This is a genomic window from Leptospira congkakensis (assembly GCF_004770265.1).
Taxonomy (GTDB): Bacteria; Spirochaetota; Leptospiria; order Leptospirales; family Leptospiraceae; genus Leptospira_A; species Leptospira_A congkakensis.
The window spans coordinates 701,329-722,933 of record NZ_RQGQ01000004.1; the positions used below are offsets into that span (position 1 = coordinate 701,329).

General features: G+C 39.9%; 24 protein-coding genes. 15 read left to right on the forward strand and 9 right to left on the reverse strand.

Annotation, left to right across the window (positions count from 1 at the left end):
- Positions 1 to 40: 40 nt before the first annotated feature.
- Positions 41 to 649: a glutathione S-transferase family protein gene (locus tag EHQ70_RS04380; RefSeq protein WP_135583843.1), complete on the reverse strand. Its 609-nt coding sequence runs from the start codon at positions 647 to 649 to the stop codon at positions 41 to 43.
- Positions 650 to 695: 46 nt separating this feature from the next.
- Positions 696 to 1,856 carry a deoxyguanosinetriphosphate triphosphohydrolase gene (locus EHQ70_RS04385; protein ID WP_135583845.1) on the reverse strand — a complete coding sequence of 387 codons (1,161 nt, stop codon included), beginning with the start codon at positions 1,854 to 1,856 and terminating at the stop codon, positions 696 to 698.
- Between the two features lie 49 nt (positions 1,857 to 1,905).
- On the opposite strand from EHQ70_RS04385, the gene EHQ70_RS04390 reads away from it, so the two are divergent.
- From EHQ70_RS04390 to EHQ70_RS04415, 6 genes are all read left to right on the forward strand, one after another.
- The gene (locus EHQ70_RS04390) at positions 1,906 to 2,526 is read left to right on the forward strand and encodes a DedA family protein (protein ID WP_135583847.1); all 621 of its coding nucleotides are present in this window, start codon (positions 1,906 to 1,908) and stop codon (positions 2,524 to 2,526) included.
- Complete coding sequence (locus tag EHQ70_RS04395) at positions 2,523 to 3,002, forward strand: LIC11661 family lipoprotein (protein ID WP_135583848.1); 480 nt, start codon at positions 2,523 to 2,525, stop codon at positions 3,000 to 3,002. Before EHQ70_RS04390 ends, EHQ70_RS04395 begins: the two co-directional genes overlap by 4 nt.
- 164 nt (positions 3,003 to 3,166) lie before the next feature.
- Positions 3,167 to 4,069 carry a TRAP transporter TatT component family protein gene (locus EHQ70_RS04400; protein ID WP_135583850.1) on the forward strand — a complete coding sequence of 301 codons (903 nt, stop codon included), beginning with the start codon at positions 3,167 to 3,169 and terminating at the stop codon, positions 4,067 to 4,069.
- Positions 4,070 to 4,089: 20 nt separating this feature from the next.
- Positions 4,090 to 5,097, forward strand: coding sequence for a TRAP transporter substrate-binding protein DctP (gene dctP / locus EHQ70_RS04405; protein ID WP_135583852.1), 1,008 nt, complete (start codon positions 4,090 to 4,092; stop codon positions 5,095 to 5,097).
- Between the two features lie 21 nt (positions 5,098 to 5,118).
- Positions 5,119 to 5,814, forward strand: a complete 696-nt coding sequence (locus EHQ70_RS04410) for a TRAP transporter small permease (protein WP_135583854.1) — start codon at positions 5,119 to 5,121, stop codon at positions 5,812 to 5,814.
- Positions 5,814 to 7,115, forward strand: a complete 1,302-nt coding sequence (locus EHQ70_RS04415; protein ID WP_135583856.1) for a TRAP transporter large permease — start codon at positions 5,814 to 5,816, stop codon at positions 7,113 to 7,115. Before EHQ70_RS04410 ends, EHQ70_RS04415 begins: the two co-directional genes overlap by 1 nt.
- Positions 7,116 to 7,225: 110 nt before the next feature.
- Here the strand turns inward: EHQ70_RS04415 and EHQ70_RS04420 are convergent, their stop codons facing one another.
- The 3 genes from EHQ70_RS04420 to fliS are packed head-to-tail and all read right to left on the reverse strand — an operon-like array spanning position 7,226 to position 8,601.
- Complete coding sequence (locus tag EHQ70_RS04420) at positions 7,226 to 7,753, reverse strand: J domain-containing protein (protein ID WP_135583858.1); 528 nt, start codon at positions 7,751 to 7,753, stop codon at positions 7,226 to 7,228.
- Positions 7,732 to 8,145, reverse strand: coding sequence for a flagellar protein FlgN (locus EHQ70_RS04425; RefSeq protein WP_135583860.1), 414 nt, complete (start codon positions 8,143 to 8,145; stop codon positions 7,732 to 7,734). The genes EHQ70_RS04420 and EHQ70_RS04425 overlap by 22 nt, the downstream gene beginning before the upstream one ends.
- A 9-nt stretch (positions 8,146 to 8,154) precedes the next feature.
- A complete protein-coding gene (gene fliS, locus EHQ70_RS04430; protein ID WP_135583862.1) occupies positions 8,155 to 8,601 on the reverse strand; it encodes a flagellar export chaperone FliS in 447 nt (148 codons plus the stop codon).
- Positions 8,602 to 8,678: 77 nt separating this feature from the next.
- Between fliS and purN the strand changes: the two genes are divergently transcribed.
- Genes purN through fsa form a run of 5 tightly spaced genes read left to right on the forward strand, consistent with a single transcriptional unit; the run spans position 8,679 to position 12,952 of the window.
- Positions 8,679 to 9,293 carry a phosphoribosylglycinamide formyltransferase gene (gene purN, locus EHQ70_RS04435; RefSeq protein WP_135583864.1) on the forward strand — a complete coding sequence of 205 codons (615 nt, stop codon included), beginning with the start codon at positions 8,679 to 8,681 and terminating at the stop codon, positions 9,291 to 9,293.
- Entirely contained in the window at positions 9,290 to 10,831 is a 1,542-nt protein-coding gene (gene purH / locus EHQ70_RS04440; protein ID WP_135583866.1) for a bifunctional phosphoribosylaminoimidazolecarboxamide formyltransferase/IMP cyclohydrolase, read from the forward strand. The genes purN and purH overlap by 4 nt, the downstream gene beginning before the upstream one ends.
- Positions 10,831 to 11,541, forward strand: coding sequence for a hypothetical protein (locus tag EHQ70_RS04445; protein ID WP_135583868.1), 711 nt, complete (start codon positions 10,831 to 10,833; stop codon positions 11,539 to 11,541). Before purH ends, EHQ70_RS04445 begins: the two co-directional genes overlap by 1 nt.
- 43 nt (positions 11,542 to 11,584) lie before the next feature.
- On the forward strand, positions 11,585 to 12,256 hold the full coding sequence (locus EHQ70_RS04450) for a hypothetical protein (RefSeq protein WP_135583870.1): 672 nt from the start codon (positions 11,585 to 11,587) through the stop codon (positions 12,254 to 12,256).
- Positions 12,257 to 12,307: 51 nt separating this feature from the next.
- Positions 12,308 to 12,952, forward strand: coding sequence for a fructose-6-phosphate aldolase (gene fsa / locus EHQ70_RS04455; protein WP_100790271.1), 645 nt, complete (start codon positions 12,308 to 12,310; stop codon positions 12,950 to 12,952).
- 4 nt (positions 12,953 to 12,956) lie between these two features.
- On the opposite strand, the gene EHQ70_RS04460 is transcribed toward fsa, so the two are convergent.
- Genes EHQ70_RS04460 through EHQ70_RS04470 form a run of 3 tightly spaced genes read right to left on the reverse strand, consistent with a single transcriptional unit; the run spans position 12,957 to position 15,296 of the window.
- Complete coding sequence (locus tag EHQ70_RS04460) at positions 12,957 to 13,430, reverse strand: HPP family protein (protein WP_425270012.1); 474 nt, start codon at positions 13,428 to 13,430, stop codon at positions 12,957 to 12,959.
- A 40-nt stretch (positions 13,431 to 13,470) separates the two neighbouring features.
- Positions 13,471 to 14,496, reverse strand: coding sequence for a DUF1574 domain-containing protein (locus EHQ70_RS04465; RefSeq protein WP_135583874.1), 1,026 nt, complete (start codon positions 14,494 to 14,496; stop codon positions 13,471 to 13,473).
- A gap of 56 nt (positions 14,497 to 14,552) precedes the next feature.
- Positions 14,553 to 15,296, reverse strand: a complete 744-nt coding sequence (locus tag EHQ70_RS04470) for a pseudouridine synthase (RefSeq protein ID WP_135583876.1) — start codon at positions 15,294 to 15,296, stop codon at positions 14,553 to 14,555.
- Between the two features lie 49 nt (positions 15,297 to 15,345).
- On the opposite strand from EHQ70_RS04470, the gene lipA reads away from it, so the two are divergent.
- Both lipA and EHQ70_RS04480 read left to right on the forward strand, forming a co-directional pair.
- The gene (lipA, locus tag EHQ70_RS04475; protein ID WP_167481687.1) at positions 15,346 to 16,242 is read left to right on the forward strand and encodes a lipoyl synthase; all 897 of its coding nucleotides are present in this window, start codon (positions 15,346 to 15,348) and stop codon (positions 16,240 to 16,242) included.
- A gap of 27 nt (positions 16,243 to 16,269) precedes the next feature.
- On the forward strand, positions 16,270 to 16,566 hold the full coding sequence (locus EHQ70_RS04480; protein WP_135583880.1) for a hypothetical protein: 297 nt from the start codon (positions 16,270 to 16,272) through the stop codon (positions 16,564 to 16,566).
- A 156-nt stretch (positions 16,567 to 16,722) separates the two neighbouring features.
- Here the strand turns inward: EHQ70_RS04480 and EHQ70_RS04485 are convergent, their stop codons facing one another.
- A complete protein-coding gene (locus tag EHQ70_RS04485; protein ID WP_135583882.1) occupies positions 16,723 to 17,907 on the reverse strand; it encodes a lipoprotein LipL45 in 1,185 nt (394 codons plus the stop codon).
- 256 nt (positions 17,908 to 18,163) lie between these two features.
- On the opposite strand from EHQ70_RS04485, the gene EHQ70_RS04490 reads away from it, so the two are divergent.
- Both EHQ70_RS04490 and EHQ70_RS04495 read left to right on the forward strand, forming a co-directional pair.
- Complete coding sequence (locus tag EHQ70_RS04490) at positions 18,164 to 19,486, forward strand: radical SAM protein (protein ID WP_135583884.1); 1,323 nt, start codon at positions 18,164 to 18,166, stop codon at positions 19,484 to 19,486.
- Positions 19,487 to 19,523: 37 nt separating this feature from the next.
- The gene (locus EHQ70_RS04495; protein WP_135583886.1) at positions 19,524 to 21,605 is read left to right on the forward strand and encodes a PP2C family protein-serine/threonine phosphatase; all 2,082 of its coding nucleotides are present in this window, start codon (positions 19,524 to 19,526) and stop codon (positions 21,603 to 21,605) included.

Consider the following 21,605-nt stretch of genomic DNA (forward strand, 5'->3'; position numbering starts at 1 on the left):
TCAAATTCTCAATTCATAAAAATTTTGTTAGACCAATCTTTTATTCTCCTAAAATTTCTTTTACACATTCAATCTCTAACACTCGTTTGACCCAATTCTCAACGGACAACGGAATCTTTATATCCATCATTGGAATATTTTTGATAAAAGGAGCATATAAAACCTCTAAAAAACCAAACCGGTTTTCGTGTAGGTAATCGTTGGATTCCAAAATTCCTTCCAAAATATCCAAATGTCTACCCATTCGTTTTACTGAATCTTTCATTCGTTTCTCGTCCCATTTTTCTTCTGGAAGAAACTTTTTAGCAAAATAGACAACACTTCCTGGAAAACAAAATTCAGACTCACAACGGTTGATGGCTTGGTTTAGAATTGCCCTAGATTGGGGCTCTGTCGAAAAAAATGGATTTGGAAAACTATGTTTTTCTTCCAAATAACGAATGATAGCTGACGATTCCGCCAGAACAAAATCTCCATCTTTAAATGTTGGAACCTTTCCATAGGGGTTGATTTGTAAATATGGTCTTTTCCGGTTTTCTAATTTATCCAAAGCAACTGTTACCGTTTCATAGGGTATGTTTCTATATCGCAAATAAATATGCACTCGCATACTATAAGGCGAACGAGGATGGGAATATAACTGATACATAGAAAAAGACTCCAAACTTTCTAAAACTAAATTTCCTTATTTTCAATTAGTAAGGAAACCAAAGGATTCCTTCTCGTTTCAACTTTTCAATGGCATATCGATCCGTCATTCCAGCAATATAATCGCAGATAACCCTCATTCGACCTTCCTCTTCTTCTCGTTTCCGATAGGATTCAGGAATGGATTCAGGATGAGACTCAAAATGTTTAAAAAGCAAAAATATAGTTTCTTTGCCTCGTTCACTCATTCGAGAAACTTCGGGATGGCGATAGAGATTGGCAAACAAATAGGATTTCAGTTCCTTAAATTCGTTTTGGAATCCTTCAGAGAATTGAACTATTTTTTTTTGATTTTGAAAGGCAGAAGAAACATCTTCCCTTGTTTGGATCGAAAGTTTTTTCAAATTTTCATCGATACTATCGATCAAGTCTGAAACCATTAGATTGAGAATGACTCGGCCCAAAGATCTTGAGATAGAATCTTTATCAGAAAAAATAGATTTAGGAAGTCCCTCTTCCATTCGTTTCCAAACTTTTAGATCTTTTACATCTGATAGTTCCAGAAGTCCACTTTCTAATCCATCTTCCAAATCATGAGCACTATATGTAATTTCATCAGAACTATCTACGACCATTGCTTCGAGTGAGGGGCCAAGGTCTTGGCGGACAGTGAAAAGATCTGACTTTTCGTAATCACCACCATGTTTCATAATCCCAAGTAAAGTTTCACCACAAAGATTAAGGCCAGGAAAATCGGGATACCTTCGTTCTAATTTCTGAACTACACGTAACGATTGTTTGTTGTGTTCAAACCCACCCCTTCCACGCATAAGTTCCGAAAGAGCTTCTTGGCCTGCATGACCAAAAGGAGAATGACCCAAATCATGGGCAAGAGCAATGGTTTCACTCAAATCTTCATTTAAACCCAGCACCTTCGAAATGGTTTTGGAAATTCCAGCAACCTCTAAGGTATGAGTGAGGCGATTTCGAAAATGGTCTCCCTCCGAATAAACAAATACTTGGGTTTTATAGTCTAACCTCTTGAACGCATGCGAATGGATGATTCGGTCTCGATCCCTTTGGAAGGGAAGGCGGTATGGATGTTCTGGTTCCTCATACTCACGATCCCCTGGATTTTTACTCCCAACAGCATAGGGAGCAAGGGTTTTTTCTTCACTGGCAAGAAGCTCAGTTCTCCCTTTCTTCATAAATCTCTTTCCTTTTTGAACGAAACCATAAAATCAGTATAAATCCCTCATGGACTTTCTACAAACTCTAGTTTCCATTTTTATGCAATACGGTTATTTTGCCGTTTTTGGAATTCTAATCCTCTGTGGATTTGGTCTTCCCGTCCCAGAAGATATTTCTCTCACTGCTGGTGGAGTGATTGCCGGTCTCGGTTATGCAAATGTTCATATCATGTTTTTAGTGGGAATGGCGGGTGTTCTACTAGGTGATAGTTTTGTATTTTGGCTCGGAAGTTATTACGGCGAAAAGGCACTTACCCTTCCTGTTTTAAGAACCGTTCTCCATCCAGAACGATTTGATAAGGTAAAGGAACAGTTCAAAAAATATGGTCGTTGGGTGGTCTTTTTTGGTCGTTTTATGCCTGGCCTTCGTATGCCTATTTTTTTTACGGCTGGCACATCGAAACAAATTAGTTTCATTCGTTTTGTCCTGACAGATGGATTTGCAGCTCTTATTTCAGTTCCTATTTGGGTCTATTTAGGTTATTATGGGGCCCATAATTTTGACGAGCTGATGATTTGGGTTCGAAATGGGCAAACCATCATTCTCAGCCTCGTTGCGGTTGCCATCGTTGTAGTTGCCTTCTATTGGTGGCGGAGGAAAAACCGAGAAAAAAGAGGAGATAAATGAACACTGCTCTTTTTTTATTCCAGCGACTTTCTCTAGGACTGATTCTATTGGCCTTCGGTTGTACCAATTACTCGACAACAGCCTCTGTACAGGCTCCTCCTACCTTAATTTCCATAGTAAACAATGGAAATTCCAATTTTATCATCAAAGTTAGGGCCCAAAACCCAGAATTTATCTTCCAAGGTTACCGCATTTACTCCGGTGCCACGGAAACCTTAGCCCAAAACCCACCAGACCTCAATATTGGAGCCGAATGTTTATTGGCCCAAGCAGCCATTGTGCAACCTGTTGAATACATATTCGAAATTGATCCTTCGACCAATCCCAATACAGCCGGTGTTTCTTGCCGAATCTTCACCACCCTCACTCCCGGAACCTACATTTCCATGCGTACTTTGGGCCTTGCTATTAACTTACAGAATAGCACCAGTTCGTATAAGGTTTCCTTCCCCTCGAACACTCTTATTGTCCCTTAAAATAAAACTTTCTTGCATTTAAGTCAAATGCGTGTATTTTTTTCCGGAATCATGGGAAAACTTTGAGTTTTTTAGAATCATTCTAATTCTTAACGCAAAAGTCCAACCATGAGGACACAAATAGAAAGGGAGTATTCCCTGTTATCTTTGGAGGATGATACAAAATGTACCAAACCAAACATTGGTCAAAAATAATAATGGCAGCAGTTGTTTTAGTTTCTGTTGTTGCCTGCGGAAAATCCAGACAAGTGAAAATCTCTGACTCAAATGTAGAGAGAGCCACTGCTCCAGCTAAACTTCCAGCTGATATCGAAAAACTCTGGAAAAACAGACAAAACGAACAAGACCTAAGACAAGCCCTTGTTGGTTTAGAAAAATTTGCATTAGAGAATCCTCAATACGCAGATGTAAAAGTATTACTCTGTCGTGGAAACTATCTCTTAAGTGACGGACATCTTTGGCTAAAACTTACAGGTGATGCCGATGCAGACGAAAAAGTAAAAGAAGAATCCATCCAATTTTACGATGCTGCTGTGACTTGGTGTGAAGCTGCTCTTGCTTTAAATGCAAAATTTAGAGACAAAGTAGTCAAAGAAAAACTAGCGATTGAAAAATCTTTGGATGTTCTTGGTCCACAAGACATTGATGCTCTCTACTGGAGATATGCATCCCTTGCAAAATGGTCTCGTTTGGTAGGATTTACAACATTACTAGCAAACCGTTCTAATTTTTCTGCAATGGTGAACCGAGTCAAAGAAATCGAAAAATCCATGGGTAAAGAATATTTCTACTCTGCAACACTCCGATATGATGCAGCAAGTAACGCTCTTTCTCCAACAGGAGATAAAAAACTAGCAGCTAAGTTATTTGAAGATGCAATTGCAAAACACCCGAACTACTTTGCAGTTCGAGTATTGTATGCAGAAAGTAGCCTTAAAGGTAACGAAGACAAATTCAAAAAACAATTAGATTATGTTTTGAAAGGAAAAGCTGCATCCCTTCCTGAAATCGAAGCGGATCAAATTGTAGAACAACGTAAAGCTAAGAAATTACTAGACGAACTATAGACATTAACTAGGAGAACTAGATGTTTTTAAGACAATTAAAGTATTTAGTTTGTGTAAGTTTGGCCCTCACGATCAGTGGGGGTTTATTTGCCCAAACAACCGTTAAATTGGCAACAGTAGCACCGGAAGGATCTCCGTGGGCGAACGAACTTGCCAAAATCAAAAAGAAAATTGAATCAGAATCACAAGGCCAAATTAAGTTTAAAATTTATCCTGGTGGACAAATGGGTGGAGAAAACGAAATCCTCCAACAAGTCATTCGTGGAAAACTACAAGGTGCTGGTCTTACTGCAGGAGCTCTTGCCAACACGGTAAAAGAACTAAACGTTCTAGAGATTCCTTATCTATTCAACTCTTATGCACAAGCAGACTGTGTTCTTGACGACCACTTACAAGAAGATTTCCGTAAATTATTTGAAGCAAAAGGACTCATCTTTGTGACTTGGGCTGAAAACGGTTATCGTTCGATTGGAACCAAATCCGCTCCAGTAAAAACTCCTGAAGATCTAAAAGGTGTTAAAATCAGAATCCAAGAATCTCCAGTTCATATTGCTTATTGGAAACAATTAGGTGTGAGCGGAATTCCCATTGCCATCCCAGAAGTTCTTCCATCTCTCCAAACTGGTGTGGTAGAAGGATTTGATAACACTCCTCTTTTCACTTTGGCAGCGGAATGGCAAACAGCGATCAAATATTTCACTTTGACTCGCCATATCTACCAACCAGCAGCCATCCTTTATTCCAAAAAGTTTTGGGACACTCTGAATGATGACCAAAAGAAAACTCTTATGGGAGAAGGAAACAAACTCGCTCCAGGTGCTAGACAAGCAGTTCGTTCCATCGAGAAGAACATGATTGCCACTCTTAAAAAAGCGGATGTTGTTGTGTATGAACCTTCGAGTTCTGATTTAGCTGGTTTTAAATCTGCAGCTGCTGCCGTTTCAGGCCAAGTTGTTGGAAAAATCGGTGGTCAGTCCAAGCAGATCTACGACAAAATCCAAAAAGCCAAAGCAGCTTGCGGCGGATAAGTTAAGGAAGGATATAGATACATGAAATTCGTCGAACGAATTCTAAATACTTTGAGTTTCGGCGAGAAATGGGCGGGAGGAATTTGTTTCCTTCTGCTCACTCTTCTCATGATTGCTGACGTTTCCAAACGAGAAGTAGTCGATAAAGTTTTTAATTGGATTATAGAAATCACAGAAGCCTATCCCAATACTGGCGTTGCCGGTTTTATGGGAGATTGGAGTGTTTATATTTCAGAATCCATTCACGCTGGAAGTTCTGGATTTTTAGAGTGGTTAGGCCTTGGTGGAATCATTTGGGCGCAAAAACTTTCCCTCTATTTTATGTTATGGGGAGGCCTTTTCGGTTCCGCACTTGCGAGTGCCAAAGGTTCACACCTACGTCCAGAAATTGCAGACAAAGTATTACCAAAAAAACTCTTACCTTATATTAAGATTATAGAACAGTGGGTAATTTCTTTTTTCTTTTTATTCCTAGCTTACCTATCAGTCATTTATGTTCTAGAAAGTATCAGCTTAGATGAAGTGAATCCTGTAACAGAAATTCACTTATGGAAAGTACAAGTTATTTTCCCTTACATCTTTATCTCTATGGGTTTTAGACATTTGTGTTATGGAATTTTTCCGGCTCTCATTCCTTCCGATATCAATGAAGCAACGGAAGCATTGGAACTTGCAGAAGCAGAACTTTCCGAATCAAATTCACGGGGGAATCACTAATGGGTTCTTGGGGAATACTCCTACTCTTACTTGCTCTAATTTTACTCAGACAACCTTTGATTGTACTTATGGGTGCCATCACAGTGTATTGTTATTACTTTTTGCCAGATCCACCTCTTGAGTCCTTCCAGGAACTCAACAGTATCATTGGGGATTTGTTTTTTGCGGGTGATAAAGAAATCCTTCTAGCGATCCCTTTATTCATCATCGCAGGAAATTTGATGACACATGGAAGTATTGCAAGACGACTCATTCGGATTGCTGCTGCAATGACAGCTCCTATTCCAGCAGGCCTTGCGATTGCAGCGGTATTTTCCTGCGGGATTTTTGCTGCCATTTCTGGATCCTCTCCGGTAACTCTCATTGCCATTGGTGGACTCATGTATCCTTCTCTTACCAAAGCAGGATACCCCACTCAGTTTTCCATGGGACTTCTTGCCTCTGGGGGAACTCTTGGGATCATCATCCCTCCGAGTATTCCAATGATCGTATATGCGATTATGGTGGGAGTATCGGTTACCGATCTTTTCATCGCAGGGATTGGTCCTGGAATTTTACTCATGTCTCTTCTTATGATTTATTCTGTGTTTCGCGCAGGAAATATAGGACGTGGCAAATGGGACTGGGCAGAAATCCGTGTGGCTTGGAAAGAAGGAACTCTTGCCCTTCTTATGCCTGTGGTCATCCTCGGTGGAATCTACTCTGGATTTTTTACAGCTACAGAATCTGCTGCCATTGCCGTTTTTTATGCAATCATTGTAGAAGTGTTCATCCACAAAGAACTGAGTTTTCCAAAAATTCCTAAAATCATGGCAGAAAGTGCTGAGATGCTCGGGATTCTATTTCTCATTCTAATTTTGGCAGTGAGTTTGAACAAGTTCATGATCGAAAACGAAATTCCTCAGAATCTCGTGGCGACTATGTCTGGACATATCTCAAGCCCAGTGACCTTCCTCATTGGTGTGAACATTTTGTTACTCATCGTGGGAATGTTTATGGATATTATGAGTGCGATCCTTGTGTTAGCCCCTCTTCTTGCACCAATGGCTATCAATTACGGAATCAATCCAGTTCACTTCGGAATCATTATGATTGTGAACTTAGAAATCGGTTACTTAACGCCGCCAGTAGGTGTAAACTTATTTGTGGCTTCAGGTATCTTCAAACAACCGTTAGGTAAGGTGATCCAATCGGTAGCTCCTATTGTGGGACTATTCCTTATTGGACTCATCCTCATCAGTTGGATTCCAGAAATTTCACTTGGTCTTGTAGGCGGAGAAGCAGCTGCTCCTTCCCCATAATTCCAAAATAGCAAAAGGATTCTTTTTTGGAAGATTGAAAACAAAGATGTTCCATAATTAGAAAGAATTATTTAGAGAAAAAAGCCGGGGTCTACTCCGGCTTTTTTATTTCAACTCCACCAAACGCGAAGGCGTTCCAAAGAATCTTTTGCATCATTTGCCCAAAGACTAGTAGAATGTTTTTTTAAAATCTCTGCATATACATGAAGCACTGGTTCAAGGTCTTTACGAAGCTGAACAAGTTCTTTGTTCAAATTCTCCGAAAGTTCAATGGGATGGAGATTTCTTTTTTCGTAATAACGTAAAATGGCTTCTGTTTCTTTTTCTTTGGCCAATTTGTATTCATGAAAGACGGGGTCTTTGGAAGGTTTTGTTATGGGTGGAACTTCCGAATCACCACGAACATCACCGCTACCCGCTAGTGAAAAATCATCCTCCGGATGGATGAGGAGATGGTCTTTTAAGGATTCGTAATGTTTGTTTAGTTCCAAAAACATCACATCACTGGTAAACTCACCAGAATCAGGATGGTATTTTTTGGCTAGTTTATGATATGATTCTTTGAGTTCCGATTCCGTAAACCTTGGGCCAAGGCCTAAAAAGTGAAGGGAATCATTTAACAGTAATTTTTTGTCCATGAGAGGCCAGAAGATTGCACCAAATGTGATTTCAATCTACGTTTGATACTGAATTCCCAATATTCTTTTTTACTCTCATTCATTTCGAAAACAAGTAATTCTTGTACTTTCTGTTGGAGGTTTCTTGCTTCATCCAACTTTGAAAATACAGATTCAGAAATTGCTATTTCTTCTGCCGTATGAATTTCCTTATCCCCTGCTTCCCAAATTTCCCTATCGATGGCTTCCAATTTACGAACAATGATTTCATTTTTAAATTCCAACTTCACAGCAGAATCTGCATCACGATAGGAAAGTAGTTCTTCTTCTCGTTTTAGATTGGTGATGAGTGAATCTAAGTATTGGATCTTTTTTTCTAAAAGTTGTTTGTTAGAGTGTTTAGAGGAAATCATATTTTTAGATTAACCAGTGATGGAAATTCCAGTAGGGCGTGCGCCTGGAGTTGTGTTTGGATTGGGACTGTCCTTTTTTTCCAGCTCTTCCCAAGAGATTTTTAACTCGATGAGAATTTTGATACACTCTTCGATGATTTTTTTGTCTTTCAGCATATTTGCTTCTAACAATCTTTTCTTCAAATAAACGTATAAGGACAATAGATTGTTCGCAACTTCTTTCCCCTCTTCCATATTGAGTGAAAGTAAAAGTTCCGTGATGATGTCTTGGGTTTTGATGATATTGTTGTTCACAACATCGTATTTTCGGGGAGTCATATTGTCTTTTGCCACACCAAGGAATCGGATGGCTCCGTCGAAGAGCATCACAATCAGTTTGATTTGGCTAACGGTAGATATCTCATTGGCTTTGTATTCATTGTAAGCAGAGGCACCGGTTTTTCTCGCAAGCGACATTTTTTTCTCCTGAGTATTCCCATCGACCAAAAAGGATACTTGCTTAATGACCCAAGTGAATATTCTTAGAATATCACATGGGAAAAATAAAACGTGTAGTTTTTTTGGCCTCGGGCAGAGGGTCCAATTTTACCGCTTCCGTCGAGTACATTCGTAAAAAAAAGCTAAAGATCGACCTGGTGGCCCTTGTGACAGACAACCCGGAAGCTAAGGCCCTCGGCATTGCGAAATCCTTTGGAATCCCTACAAAGGTCATTCCCTACTCAAACTATCCCCAAAAGGCCGAGTACCACAAAGATCTACTGGGGGAAGTGGAAACTTACAACCCAGATCTGATTGTGGCTTGCGGGTACATGAGAATTCTAAAACCAGAATTTGTTCGCCGGTTCCGAAACAGGATCATCAATGTCCACCCAAGTCTCCTTCCCGCCTTCCCTGGTCTCGATTCCCAAAAACAAGCATTGGACTATGGGGTAAAAGTTGCAGGTTGTACGGTTCACTTTGTGGAAGAAGGCGTGGATACAGGTCCCATCATATTGCAAAAAGCGATTGCCATTGCTCCCGAATGGACTGAAAAAGAACTATCCCTTGCAATCCTTGCGGAAGAACACAAAATCCTTCCGCTCGCTATACAACTGTTTTGTGAAGATAAACTAAAAATCAAAGAACGAAAGGTAGAAATCCTAAAATGATCGAAATCAAACGAGCACTCGTATCCGTATCCGATAAAGCCGGAATTACGGAGATATGTTCCTTCCTCGCGAAAAACGGAGTGGAAATTCTTTCCACCGGTGGAACCTATGATGCCCTCTCCAAAGCAGGTATCCCTGTCAAAAAAGTAGATGAGTTTACTGGTTTTCCAGAAATCCTACATGGCCGAGTGAAAACCCTTCATCCGAAAATTCATGGCGGCCTTCTTGGTGACACAACAAACCCAGACCATGTCAAACAAATGGAAAGTAATGGAATTGTTCCCATCACTCTTGTAATTGTGAACCTTTACCCATTTGTCAAAACAGTTATGAAACCAGATGTAACACTCGAAGATGCGATTGAAAATATCGATATCGGTGGACCATCTATGCTTCGTTCGGCGGCAAAAAACCATAAAAATGTAGTGGTTCTCACTGATCCCAAAGACTACGAATCTTTCCAATCCGAGTTTACGGCAAACAAAGGAAAAGTTTCTCGGGAAACTGCATTTCAGTACGCTGCTAAAGTTTTTTCAGAAACTGCATCTTATGATTCAGCCATATCCACCTTCTTTAATAAAAAGTTGGATATCAAATACCCTGATAAAATCACTTTTGCTTTTAACAAAAAACAAAAACTGCGTTATGGTGAAAACCCACACCAAGATGCTGCGTTTTATGAACCTCTATTCATCAAATCACAGTTTGAAGCCTTACAAGGAAAAGAACTCTCTTTCAACAATATGTTGGATTTTGATGCTGCTTTTCACGTGGCAAGCCTACTCCCCAAAAATGCCGTTTCCATCGTAAAACATTTAAATCCTTGTGGAATTGCTTTTGGAGAAACTGTCCTCGAATCCTTTGAACTCGCAAGAAAAACAGATCCTATTTCTGCTTTTGGCGGAATCATTGGAATCCATGGCCGCGTGGAAAAAGAATCTGCTGAAGAGATCACAAAGAACTTTGTAGAAGGTGTGATTGCCGAAAGTTTTTCTGAGGAAGCTTTAGAAATTTTCGGAAAAAAACCTAACATTCGTTTGATCCCCATTGCTAAATTTGATGAAGCCTTAGATGAACTTGATTTACGTTCTCTCCACCATGGCCTTCTCATTCAAAATCGTGACTATGATCTCATCACAAAAGACAAACTAAAAATTGTTTCGAAAAAACAACCAACAGCTGATGACTTGGAAGGTTTGATGTTCGCTTGGAACTGTGTAAAGTTTATCAAATCTAATGCCATTGTTTACACGGACCAAAACTCAACGCTTGGAATTGGAGCGGGACAAATGTCTCGTGTTGACTCGGTAGAACTCGGTGCCATGAAAGCTCAAAAAGTGGGACTATCTGTTGTAGGTTCTTATGTGGGAAGTGATGCATTTTTTCCTTTCCGTGATGGAATTGATGCCATTGCCAAAGTGGGGGCAAAAGCCATCATCCAACCTGGTGGATCCATCCGTGATGAAGAAGTCATCCAAGCGGCAGACGAACATGGTCTCATTATGGTGTTCACTGGAATGAGGCATTTCCGTCACTAATGGAATTTTTTCTTTTCCTCCTATTTCTCACCTTCTTTGTTTTGTTTACGGCCGTATTAGTTTATTATGTAAAGATACTATTCTTTTCGGCCAAAACTAATTATCGTAGAGAGGAACTAACAGATATTCGCGGAGATGTATTCCGCATCTGTTTGGATGTTTTGGAATCGGGAGGAAATTTAATCTACGGGATCGGGGCTTTTTTCGGTAGCGCCCTCCTTGTTTGGCTTTGGTCCCTTCTTGGATCCGTCCTTGGAGAAAAGGGACCTGGGCCTTTCGAACATATCTTCCATATGCCGATTTTCTTTTTGGCTCTTTTCTTTTCCTTTCCCTTCTTAAAAGAGGCTTACCGCGGAGAAAAATACCTCGCAGTCGTAAAACCCACACTCTCTGGGCTAGCACTTGGGAATTTATCTGCAGGAGCAGTTCACTACGGACTCGATCGCGATCTTTTCTTTTTATTTTATTTGTTACTTCTCCTTTTACAAATTCCAGTTCTCATTTTCCTTTGGAACAGAGAACCCATTTTGGGGATGAGTTTTGAAAATAATGATTCTTCCTATTCCTATGAATCTGAGGATGATTGGGGTTCCCCTTCCTCTGCTACCACTTCCACAGAAGACAATGCTTGGGAGGAGGAAGGTCCCTTTTCCGACGAAGAGGATGACTTTGGTTTGGAGGATGACCCTTTCCGGGACGATTTTAAGTAAGAAACAGGTTCTCTTTTTCGAAACTTTGACCGATAGAAATCATATGAAGAAATATCTGATTTTCCTTCTTTTTCTACTCCCTGGACTTCTTAGCGCCCAAACAGAAATGCCCAACAGTTTGGATGGATTTGCAGAAGCTTCTTGGGGAATGACCTTTGAATCCATTCGCGAAAAATTTTTGTCCATGGCAACAAACCCGGAATCAAAGGAAAAGATAGAACTCTTAAATGAAAAAAAAGAGGAAAGCCTTCTCATCAAACGAAATGGAATCTTTTATCTTTATCGCTTTTATAAAACACCGGAGCTACTCAAAGAAGTCCGCCCGAAACGAGAAGGTGGCAGAGAATCTGACCCTTCCATCGATGGACAAACAGAGTTTCGCGAAAACGGAATCCTCTTCTCCGTTGGAGTGACTTTCAATCTTGTCCCCACAGATAAAATCAAAGAGAAGATGGAAAAGAAATACGGGAAACCCAGAAAGGAATCCATTGGCGACGATAAGGTTTCCGGAGCTGCCATTTGGGAACTTGTGGAAAGACGTGAGAACCCTCCTCGCGGTGGATTTGCCGTAGTATGGAGAGAAGGATACAAAAAAGCGCCTTATACACGCCGGATTGATTACTTTTCCGCCAACTTAAAAGAGGTAATCGCGAAGGATTATGTCGATTTCTTCAGCGTTCAAGAAACAAAAACCTTGCGGGATTTAATCCCGTAGTTACCCTGTCTCGTGAGGCTTGGTGCATCCAAGCCATCCATACGAGGCAAAATGAATTTATTTTTAGACACAGCCAACATCGACGAAATCAAAAAAGTCCATGAACTTGGCCTCCTAGACGGGATTACCACAAACCCATCCATCATCGCAAAATCCGGCCGTAAGTTCACGGAAGTCATCAAAGAAATTTGTAGTTTTGTAAAAGGACCTGTGAGTGCAGAAGTCCTTGCCACTGATGCTCCCACGATGATCAAAGAAGGACTAGAACTTTCTAAAATCGCCGAAAACGTAGTCGTAAAAGTTCCTCTCATTCCAGAAGGAATCAAAGCGGTGAATGCATTTGCTGAAAAAGGAATCCGTACCAACGTAACTCTTTGTTTTACAGCAAACCAAGCCCTACTTGCTGCTAAAGCTGGTGCTAGTTTCATTTCCCCTTTTGTGGGTCGTTTGGATGATATCGGTTATGATGGATTAGAACTCATTTCTGAGATCCGAGACATTTATGACAACTACGGAATCGAAACACAAATCCTTGCAGCATCGGTTCGTCACCCTATCCACTTCAAAGAAGTAGCACTTCGTGGTGCTGATTGTGTGACCCTACCTTACTCTGTATTTGAAATGCTTTTCAAACACCCACTCACTGACAGTGGACTTGCGAAGTTTGTTGAAGATTCTAAAAAACTAAACTGGTAAAAATCTAAAACCACACCACCGGATACTTTCGGTGGTGGACAAAATTATTTACAATTAAAGCATTCAAAAGTAAAATCATTACCCCGATAAATACGGGAAATATAATAAAGTCTGCACCCACTCCTCCAAGAACTCCAATCATAGCCGTTGCACCACCTGGTGGATGTAAGGTGTGAGTTAGATACATCACAAAAATTGAAAGTCCCACAGAAAATCCAATAGTAAAAAAATTGGTACCGAGTGTTGCCACAAGGATCACAGCGATGCTAGCTGAGATCAAATGACCTCCGATTAAATTTCTTGGTTGGGAAAGTGGTGCATCTGGAACAGCAAAAAGAAGGACAGCCGTGGCTCCAAAGGAACCAATGAGAAGGGAATGTCCAGACAAGTTCGTAATGGCTAAAATGGACCAGATGGCTACACTACTACTAATCAAACTCCAAATCGCAAATCGTAGAGATCTTTTCGGTCGATCCATACGTAAGGGAGCTTTGATTTTATAAGGTATGTTCTTAAATCTATCTTTCAGCGTAATTTACCCAAATTTCTTTCATTTGGTCTATAAAACAATACGCGGATTGGTGAGAAGCATCGTTAAATAAATCACAAGTTCCTGGTTTGTTCCAATTCAAAGGATAGGCACCATAGGAAGTGGAAAGAGATTCTATTGGATCCCACCAAACTTCCTTTACTTGGAATTTTTCATAATACTTGTAATAATCACCATATACCTTTGGCCAAAGAACTAAGGTTTTGATTTTGTTTTTACGAGTGAGTTCCAAAAACGCTTCTACATAAGGTTTTTGAGATTCGCCTAAATGATAAGAACTCATATACAAACTTCCGATCCGAAGTGTATCTTTTTTGATCTTTTCAATTGGATTGGACTGAACCCCATACATTAGGTACTCACCTTTACTGAAATTAATGAGTTGGAATTCTTGATTGTATTTAGGTTTGTATTCTTTTAATTTTCCTTGTTTGAGACGGGAAGTAAATAAAGATAAATTTAATTCCATACTGCGGATCACAAAGAGTTTGTCCAAAAAGTAAGACCATTTCTCTTTCAGTGGAATGTCTTTCCACACAATGTCCAAACATTCATCGTTACATCCCATCCGAAGGAAAGGAGATAGGATAAATCCTTTGTTATCATCAAAGGCTTCTGGACTAAGAGAAAGAATCACAAACTCGGGAGTGACACCTTTCCCTAACAATTCTTTTAATTGGATATAGGAATTCATTGGAATCCCTTGGGGACTGCTGAAGTTATAGAGAGTCCAATTTTTTTTATGGGAATCGGGGATTCCTAATTCAGAAAAAGGATAGGAACGAGAATCACCAAAAACGAGAGCGAGGTTTTTCTCTTCAGCTTCCTTATCTGCCAGTAGCCGATCTGCCAAAACCTTTCTTTGGTAATAAAAAACAGAATTTCCCGCCTGAAGAAACTCATGATGAAAGACAGGCAAAAGAAAAATTTTATCTATAAGAAAGATAAATAGAAAAAGAACGACTGGATAAAATAAAAACGGTTTTGATTTCAAAAAAACAAATCCCCTAACCTCACTATTTTAAGAGCTGATTGGATTCTTCAACCAAATTAAGGAGTAGGTTTCCCAAGAACCTGTTCTTCCGTCACAACCTTGTATTTGCCCTCATCCAGAACAAAATCCCTCAAATCCAATTTTCCGATCCGAATTCTATACAAATCAAGGACCACCATTTCCTTGGCTTTACACATCCTTCTGATTTGTCGTTTTTTACCTTCTTTTAAGATGATACTGAGGTAACTAGTAAACCCAGGGTTCGTTTTTTCCGGAACCACATTGGCTGGTTTTACAGAAAGGGCGCGAAGTGTTTCACCACCTTCCCTGACACCTAACATAAATTCATCGGCTATTGGTTTCCAAGCCACAGGTTGTTTCAAACTGATGATGTATTCTTTATCAATTTTGTTCCTTGGGTGAGTTACCTTTTGGATGAAGTCCCCATCAATGGACAAAAGCAAAAGTCCTCTGGAATCTAAATCCAAACGACCAGCATAATTGTATTTTTGAAATCCTTCCGGCAAAAGGGAAAAGATGGTGTTCTCATGGAACTTGTCTTCGTGTGAAGTTAAAAAACCGGGAGGTTTATTGAAGGCAATGATTTTGGGTCGTTTCAGAGACTCCTCTTCCATTTGCACCGATTTCCCGTCAAAACTGACTGAATCGGATTCTGAAACTTGAAAGGAAAGATCCGTGATGGTGCTTCCGTTGACTTTGATTCGGCCAGCGAGGACCAATTCTTCTACTTTCCGACGGGAACCGAGACCTAATTTGGCTAGAAATGCGTTGATCCTCATGATTTTCCATTTTACAAAGTGGCCTCATTTCAAAAAGTCTAAAGAAGGTATGAATCCGCTAAAAAAGAAACCTCGCTCAAAAAATATCAGCCCCCGAGCCGTCCACCCAGAGTGGATGAAGGTGAGAGTGAGTTTTCCCACAGAGGGAGATGCCCTGTTCCAAGTGAGGGAAGAGGTAGAATCCAAAAAACTGCATACCGTTTGTGAATCTGCCAGTTGCCCGAACCTGAATCATTGTTGGAACCGTCGAACTGCCACCTATATGCTTTCGGGAGATATCTGCACCAGACGTTGCCAATACTGCGACGTGGCCTTTGGAAAACCAAAACCTCTCGACTTAGAAGAACCAGAACGTGTAGCAAAGTCGGTTGCAGAACTAAACCTCCGACATGTAGTTCTAACGGCCGTTAACCGAGATGACTTAAAAGATGGGGGCGCAGCTCATTTTGCAGAAACCATCACTCGAATTAAAACCTATCTACCTTCTTGTTCTGTGGAAGTTTTAATTCCTGACTTTAAAGCCAAAGAAGAGTCCTTAGAAATTCTTTATGCTGCCAAACCCAATATCATCAACCATAACATTGAAACTGTGGAACGTTTGTTCCCGACCATCACACCTCAGAAGAACTACAAACGTTCACTGGAAGTGCTTTCTCATATATCTAAACATGGATTTCTCACAAAAAGTGGACTGATTTTAGGACTGGGAGAAAAGGAAGAGGACGTTAACCAATGTTTAGAAGACCTTTATGCCCATGGAGTTCGGATGCTCACCATTGGCCAATACTTACAACCAGGGCCAACTCACTACCCGGTGCAAGAGTTCGTCAGACCAGAGGTTTTTGATTTTTGGAAAGAAACTGCCTACAAAATTGGATTCAAAACCATTGCTTCAGGGCCACTAGTTCGTTCTTCCTATCATGCGGACGAATATTTTTCCGAATAAAGATCGAATTCATCCGAAAGATTAAATATGGACGGGGAACAATTGGAGGCATTCAGAGAGGAACTAGCCAAAACTTTCTTTCTCTCCATCTTAAAAGATTTAAGCGAAATTGGAGAACCACTATCTGATTTTGAAGTCAAAGTCCTCATTCAAAAAGCACTTTCTCATTCTTCTGACTTACAAGTGGAATGGGGAGAAATGGATCGGTTTGGAAATAGCACCTTACTTGTGAAATACGAATCAAACCTACTTTTAATAGAAGCAAGTCCCCTCATCAGTACCATCCGAATCCTCTGGAACGAATACAAATCCAAAGAGAATTGATTGGTATTTTCTAGCGAAAGAACCACTAACCAACTAACATTAATTCCCGATTTCACCGATTGATTTTCGTTAAAAGATAAGCCGAAATCAATGTACATAAAAAAAGCCCGAAGGATAATTCCTCCAGGCTTCTTTTCTACTTAAGGGTTGGTTTATTTAGAATTTGGATTTTTGTTGAAGGTCGTAAATGACTTCTTCTACATTGTCCATATCAATTTTTTTGACCCCATTTTCAGTGTGAACAATCAACTGTCCGTTTTCTTGGTTGATGATCGCTCCAATCACTGTTTTACCATCGACAAGAACGATTTTCTCAATTCTTTCGTAGTAGTTTACGATGTCTTTTTTAGATTTGAATTCTTTTGGTTGGTTAGCCAAAGAGTCTTCGAATTTTTTCTTCTCTTCTTCTTGGCGTTTCGCAACTTCTTGTTCAATCACTTGTCTCTTAGCATCAATTTCTTGTTTTTTCAACTCATCCAACTTTTCAGTTTGAGCTGATTCGCTAAGTTTTACAATTTCTTGTGCAGTTTGTTTATCCACTGTCACGATAGTTTTGATTTCTTGTTCTTCGTTCTTAGTTAGTTTAGCATTTTCAACAACGAGTTTTTCTTTCTCAGAAGTTTTGAAAGCTTTGCTTAGATCCAAAGTTTTGATGTCAGCAGCAGATTTTGCAAGGTCAGCAGATTTTACTGATTGAGTGGATGCTTGGTCTTTCTCTAAGATGACTTCTGCTTTTGCTAAAGATTCTTGGAGTTTTTTCAAGTCAGCATTTCCAGAAATTTCTTCTGAGGAAAGTTTTTCCAATGCAGGAACTCGTGGAGCAAATGCAACCGCACCTTCAACCACTTTCACTTTCGCAGGTTTTCCATCAGCAGCTTCTACGATGAAAGAAGTTCCTCGCACACCCGCAATCGCGGTTGGAGTAACGACAGTAAAGTTGTCTTCTTTCTTAGCTTTGTTGACTTTCGCAAATACCTTTCCAGAAACGAGAGCAATTTGAGTGTCTGTAGTTCCTGAATTGTCTTGGGAGAGTTTTGCAAAGTCAATTGCAGACTTAGGAGAGATACGAATGCTCGATCCATCCGCAAATTGGATGTCTACTTTTCCATTGTCGCCAGTGACTACGTTATCCCCGGATTTCAAAAGTGCACCAAGATGCGCTTTTTCTTCTGTTTGGTCTGCGTGTTGGATTTTTGAATCTCCTACCGCAAATACGACTACCGCAGATAAGTCTGCTGGTTTTTTAGGTGCTTCAGACACTTCTGCGTCTGGTTTCTTACAAACTGTAAGACCAGTGAAAAGAAGCGCAAGGCCCATTATGGTTAGTTTCGATGCTTTCATATCGTCCTGTCCCTTAGTGAAATTCAACTTTCGTTACTCTAATCAACAAACCGGGGACTGAAAAATTCCCAGCTTTTTTGTATTTTTTTCTAGAATGAAAAAAAATTCATTAGTTCGGAAAAAAAATAATTTAGTGATTAGATTTGTAAACGAATATTCAGGATTTTTCCCCGAAACCAGCCATTTTCAAGGGAAAAGAGGGGTTTTTCCTGGAAAATGGCTTTGTCTAAGATAGAGGAAGAAAAAAACTCCCATTATGGCTGAAACCTCTACACTAAACCAAAGACCCGCCTCCTCCATCAAACTCCTGGAAGAAATGGAGAGGCTGTATAAAGACCTACCCATGGAAGCCATTGTCAAACAAGACATTCTCAGACAAGGCATTCATTTTTTACCGGAATCCTTCCAAGTCAAAGATCCTTATAAATCCAAAGACTATTTTATCTTTTCCTTTGACCATATCCCTCTTGCGGATTTAAAAGACGGGGCGGACACCAAAGCTCCAGAAGAAATCAAAATTTCAGGAGGACATTTTGGCCTTTTGAAAACGGTGATCTCCACAAGAAACAACCCGAATTCACCCTATAAAATGAAATCAAAAGAAGGGATTCCTACTTTGTATTTAGAAGAAACAGAGATTGGAAGTGCCGAATACCCTCCCATTCCTTCTTGGTACAAACACAAAACGAAATCGGGAAAATTGCCTGGAGAAATTGCACCAGTCATTGAATGGGGTTACCTTTTGTATCTCACTGTCTTTCGAAACTGCCAATACTTTGGAAAAGACGAAGAATGTGCTTATTGCGATATCAACCACAACTACCGCCAGCAGAAAGGAGCCGGTAGACCTTATACGGGAGTGAAGGATGTAGATGATATCTTGGAAGTCCTTTCTTGGGTGGATGCCGAAGACCAAGTTGCCAAAGTATATACCCTTACTGGTGGTTCTGTTCTCACGAACCTAAAGAAAAAATCAGAAGTGGATTTTTACCTCCAATACCCAGAAGCCATTGAAGCACGGTTTCCGAAACGTTGGATGGGAAAACTAGTGGCACAGGCTTTCGAGAAGGAAGATTGCCAAAAGTTCAAAGATGCAGGAATTCAAATTTATCATCCAAACTACGAAGTTTGGGACAAGGCTCTCTTTGAAAAAATTTGTCCTGGAAAGTCGAGTTGGATTGGCTATGAAAATTGGATTCGCCGCGTTGTGGATTCCGCAGAAGTGTTTGGTCCCGAAAATGTAATCCCGAACTTTGTGGGTGGAGTGGAGTTATCGGAACCTTGGGGTTTTAAAACCGTAGCCGAAGCGATCCATTCCACAAAACAAGGTTTGGATTTTTTTATGTCCAAAGGAATTGTTCCTAGATTTACCGCATGGTGTCCAGAGCCTTACACAACACTAGGCCAACAAGCAGGCCCACCTCTTGTGTATTTCTGTGAACTCCTCAGGGCATGGAAAGAAACCTTTGAACAATACGGGTTACCCACTCCTCCAGGTTACGGGGAACCAGGCCCAGGAAAGGCTGTATTTTCAGTTTCTGCTTTTATGGATGTGATAGGATATTCTGGACGAAATTAATCCTTTCCCATACAAAGAAAAAAGCTAAAATCCGTTTATGCGAAAACTAATTCTAATAGCGGGAGTTTTTTCTCTCCTGCTTTCTCTTTTCAATTGTATGAACCCCGAACAGGAGGAACCACATAAGTTCCGCCAAGGGGTTCTCGACATACGGGATCTTACTTTTGATGAAGATACCATTGTTGACCTAAACGGGGAATGGGAATTGTATTTTGGTGAATTCCATTACCCTCCCTTCCACGGAGAAAAACCGATCACGGGATACTTGGCCATTCCAAATTCTTGGCAAGATGAAGAATTTGGTGGAGAAGAATTACCAAGAACGGGACATGCCACCTTACGGGCGTTCATCCATATAAACAAACAAACGATAGGCCAAGAACTACGAATTTATATTCCCGATATCGCCTCCTCTTATCGATTTTTTGCCAATGGAATTTTGATTGGTGGGCAAGGCAAACCCGGAATCAATAAATTTGATGATACCCCAAGGATCAAATCCAAATACTATACACTCATTCCTGACGATGAAGTCATAGAACTTGTATTTCATATAGCCAACTATGATAACAATTTTGGTGGATTTTGGGCCATTCCCAGTATAGGAAATAAAAATGCATTGGATAGGGAGAAAATGCTCTCTAATGCACGAGAACTTTTTTTACTCGGAGCACTCGTTCTCATTGGTCTTTATCATTTTGGATTGTATTTTTATAAAAGAAAAGAAACTTCTATTTTTTACTTTGCTCTCTTTTGTTTTTTACTTGGGATTAGGTTAGCCTTTACCGGAGAAAGGTATATCCTCGAAGTATTTCCGAACTTTCATTGGCCAACAGCATTTCGTATTGAATTTGCTTCTTATTATTTCGCTGTACCTACTTTTTTATTATTCATCTATTCACTTTTCCCCAAAGAGTCCAACCCTAAATACGTACGTTCTGCACTCATTGCCAGTACAGTTTTTGCTCTCACACTTTTTCTTCCGATATCTGTATTTACCATTTTATTATACGGATTTCAAGTTTTAGCATTTTTGACAATTGGATATGTCATCCATATCAACTTAAAAGCGGTTATCAACAAACGACCAAATTCTAAATTATTCTTTTTTGGACTTCTAGTTTTGGCTTTTTCCGTGGCATTTGATATTTTACGACACAGTGTCAATAATCGTGGGATTGGCCTCACACCATATGCATTGCTTTGTTTTATTTTCATTCAATCTCTGATTCTTTCGAGCCGCATTGCCAATGCATTTGTAAGAGCAGAGGAACTCGCGGAAAGTTTAAAGATCAGTAACGAATCACTTTTAGCTGTTACAGAAAACTTGGAACAGATTGTTTCAGAAAGAACCTTTCAATTGAATTCTTCTTTGAATCGAATCAAAAAAGACCTTTTACTCGCAAAAAAAATCCAACAAAAGATTCTTCCGGAAGACGGAATCAAATTTGAACATTTAAAAATCCATTTGTATTTCCAACCGCAAGAGGAAGTTGGTGGAGACTTTTATGATATCTTTGAATTGGATAATGGAACGGTTCGTTTTTTTGTGGCCGATGCAACGGGACATGGAATCCAAGCGGCACTTTATACGATGGCCATCAAATCAGAATATGAAGCCATCAAACGTTTTATCACAAAAACGGATGATTTGATGAACCACCTCAATCAAAAAATTCAAAACAAGTTTTCGGGACTCAAAATTGTATTTTCTGGATTTTTATTAGATATAGATACAAAAACAAAAACCATCTACTATTCGTCAGCTGGTCACCCCAATCAAATTTTCCAATCGAATGGAGAACAAACCATTTTGGAACGAACAGGAAATATCATTGGTTTGAAAAAAGACCAACCCTATACACAAAAACAATTTCAGATGGCAATGGGAGATAGGATCCTACTTTTTACAGATGGAATGTTAGAACAAAAAAATGAATCGAGAGAGGAGTTTGGAATGGAAAGAATCCAAAAAATCCTCCGTGATTACCAAGGAAAAGAATCAGAAAGAGTTCTGGCTGAGCTTGTCATCCAACTGTTCCTCTTCCAAGGGCGAGAAGAACAAGAGGATGATCAAACGATGGTTCTAGTGGAATGGGAAAAAACTCAAGTAGAGTAA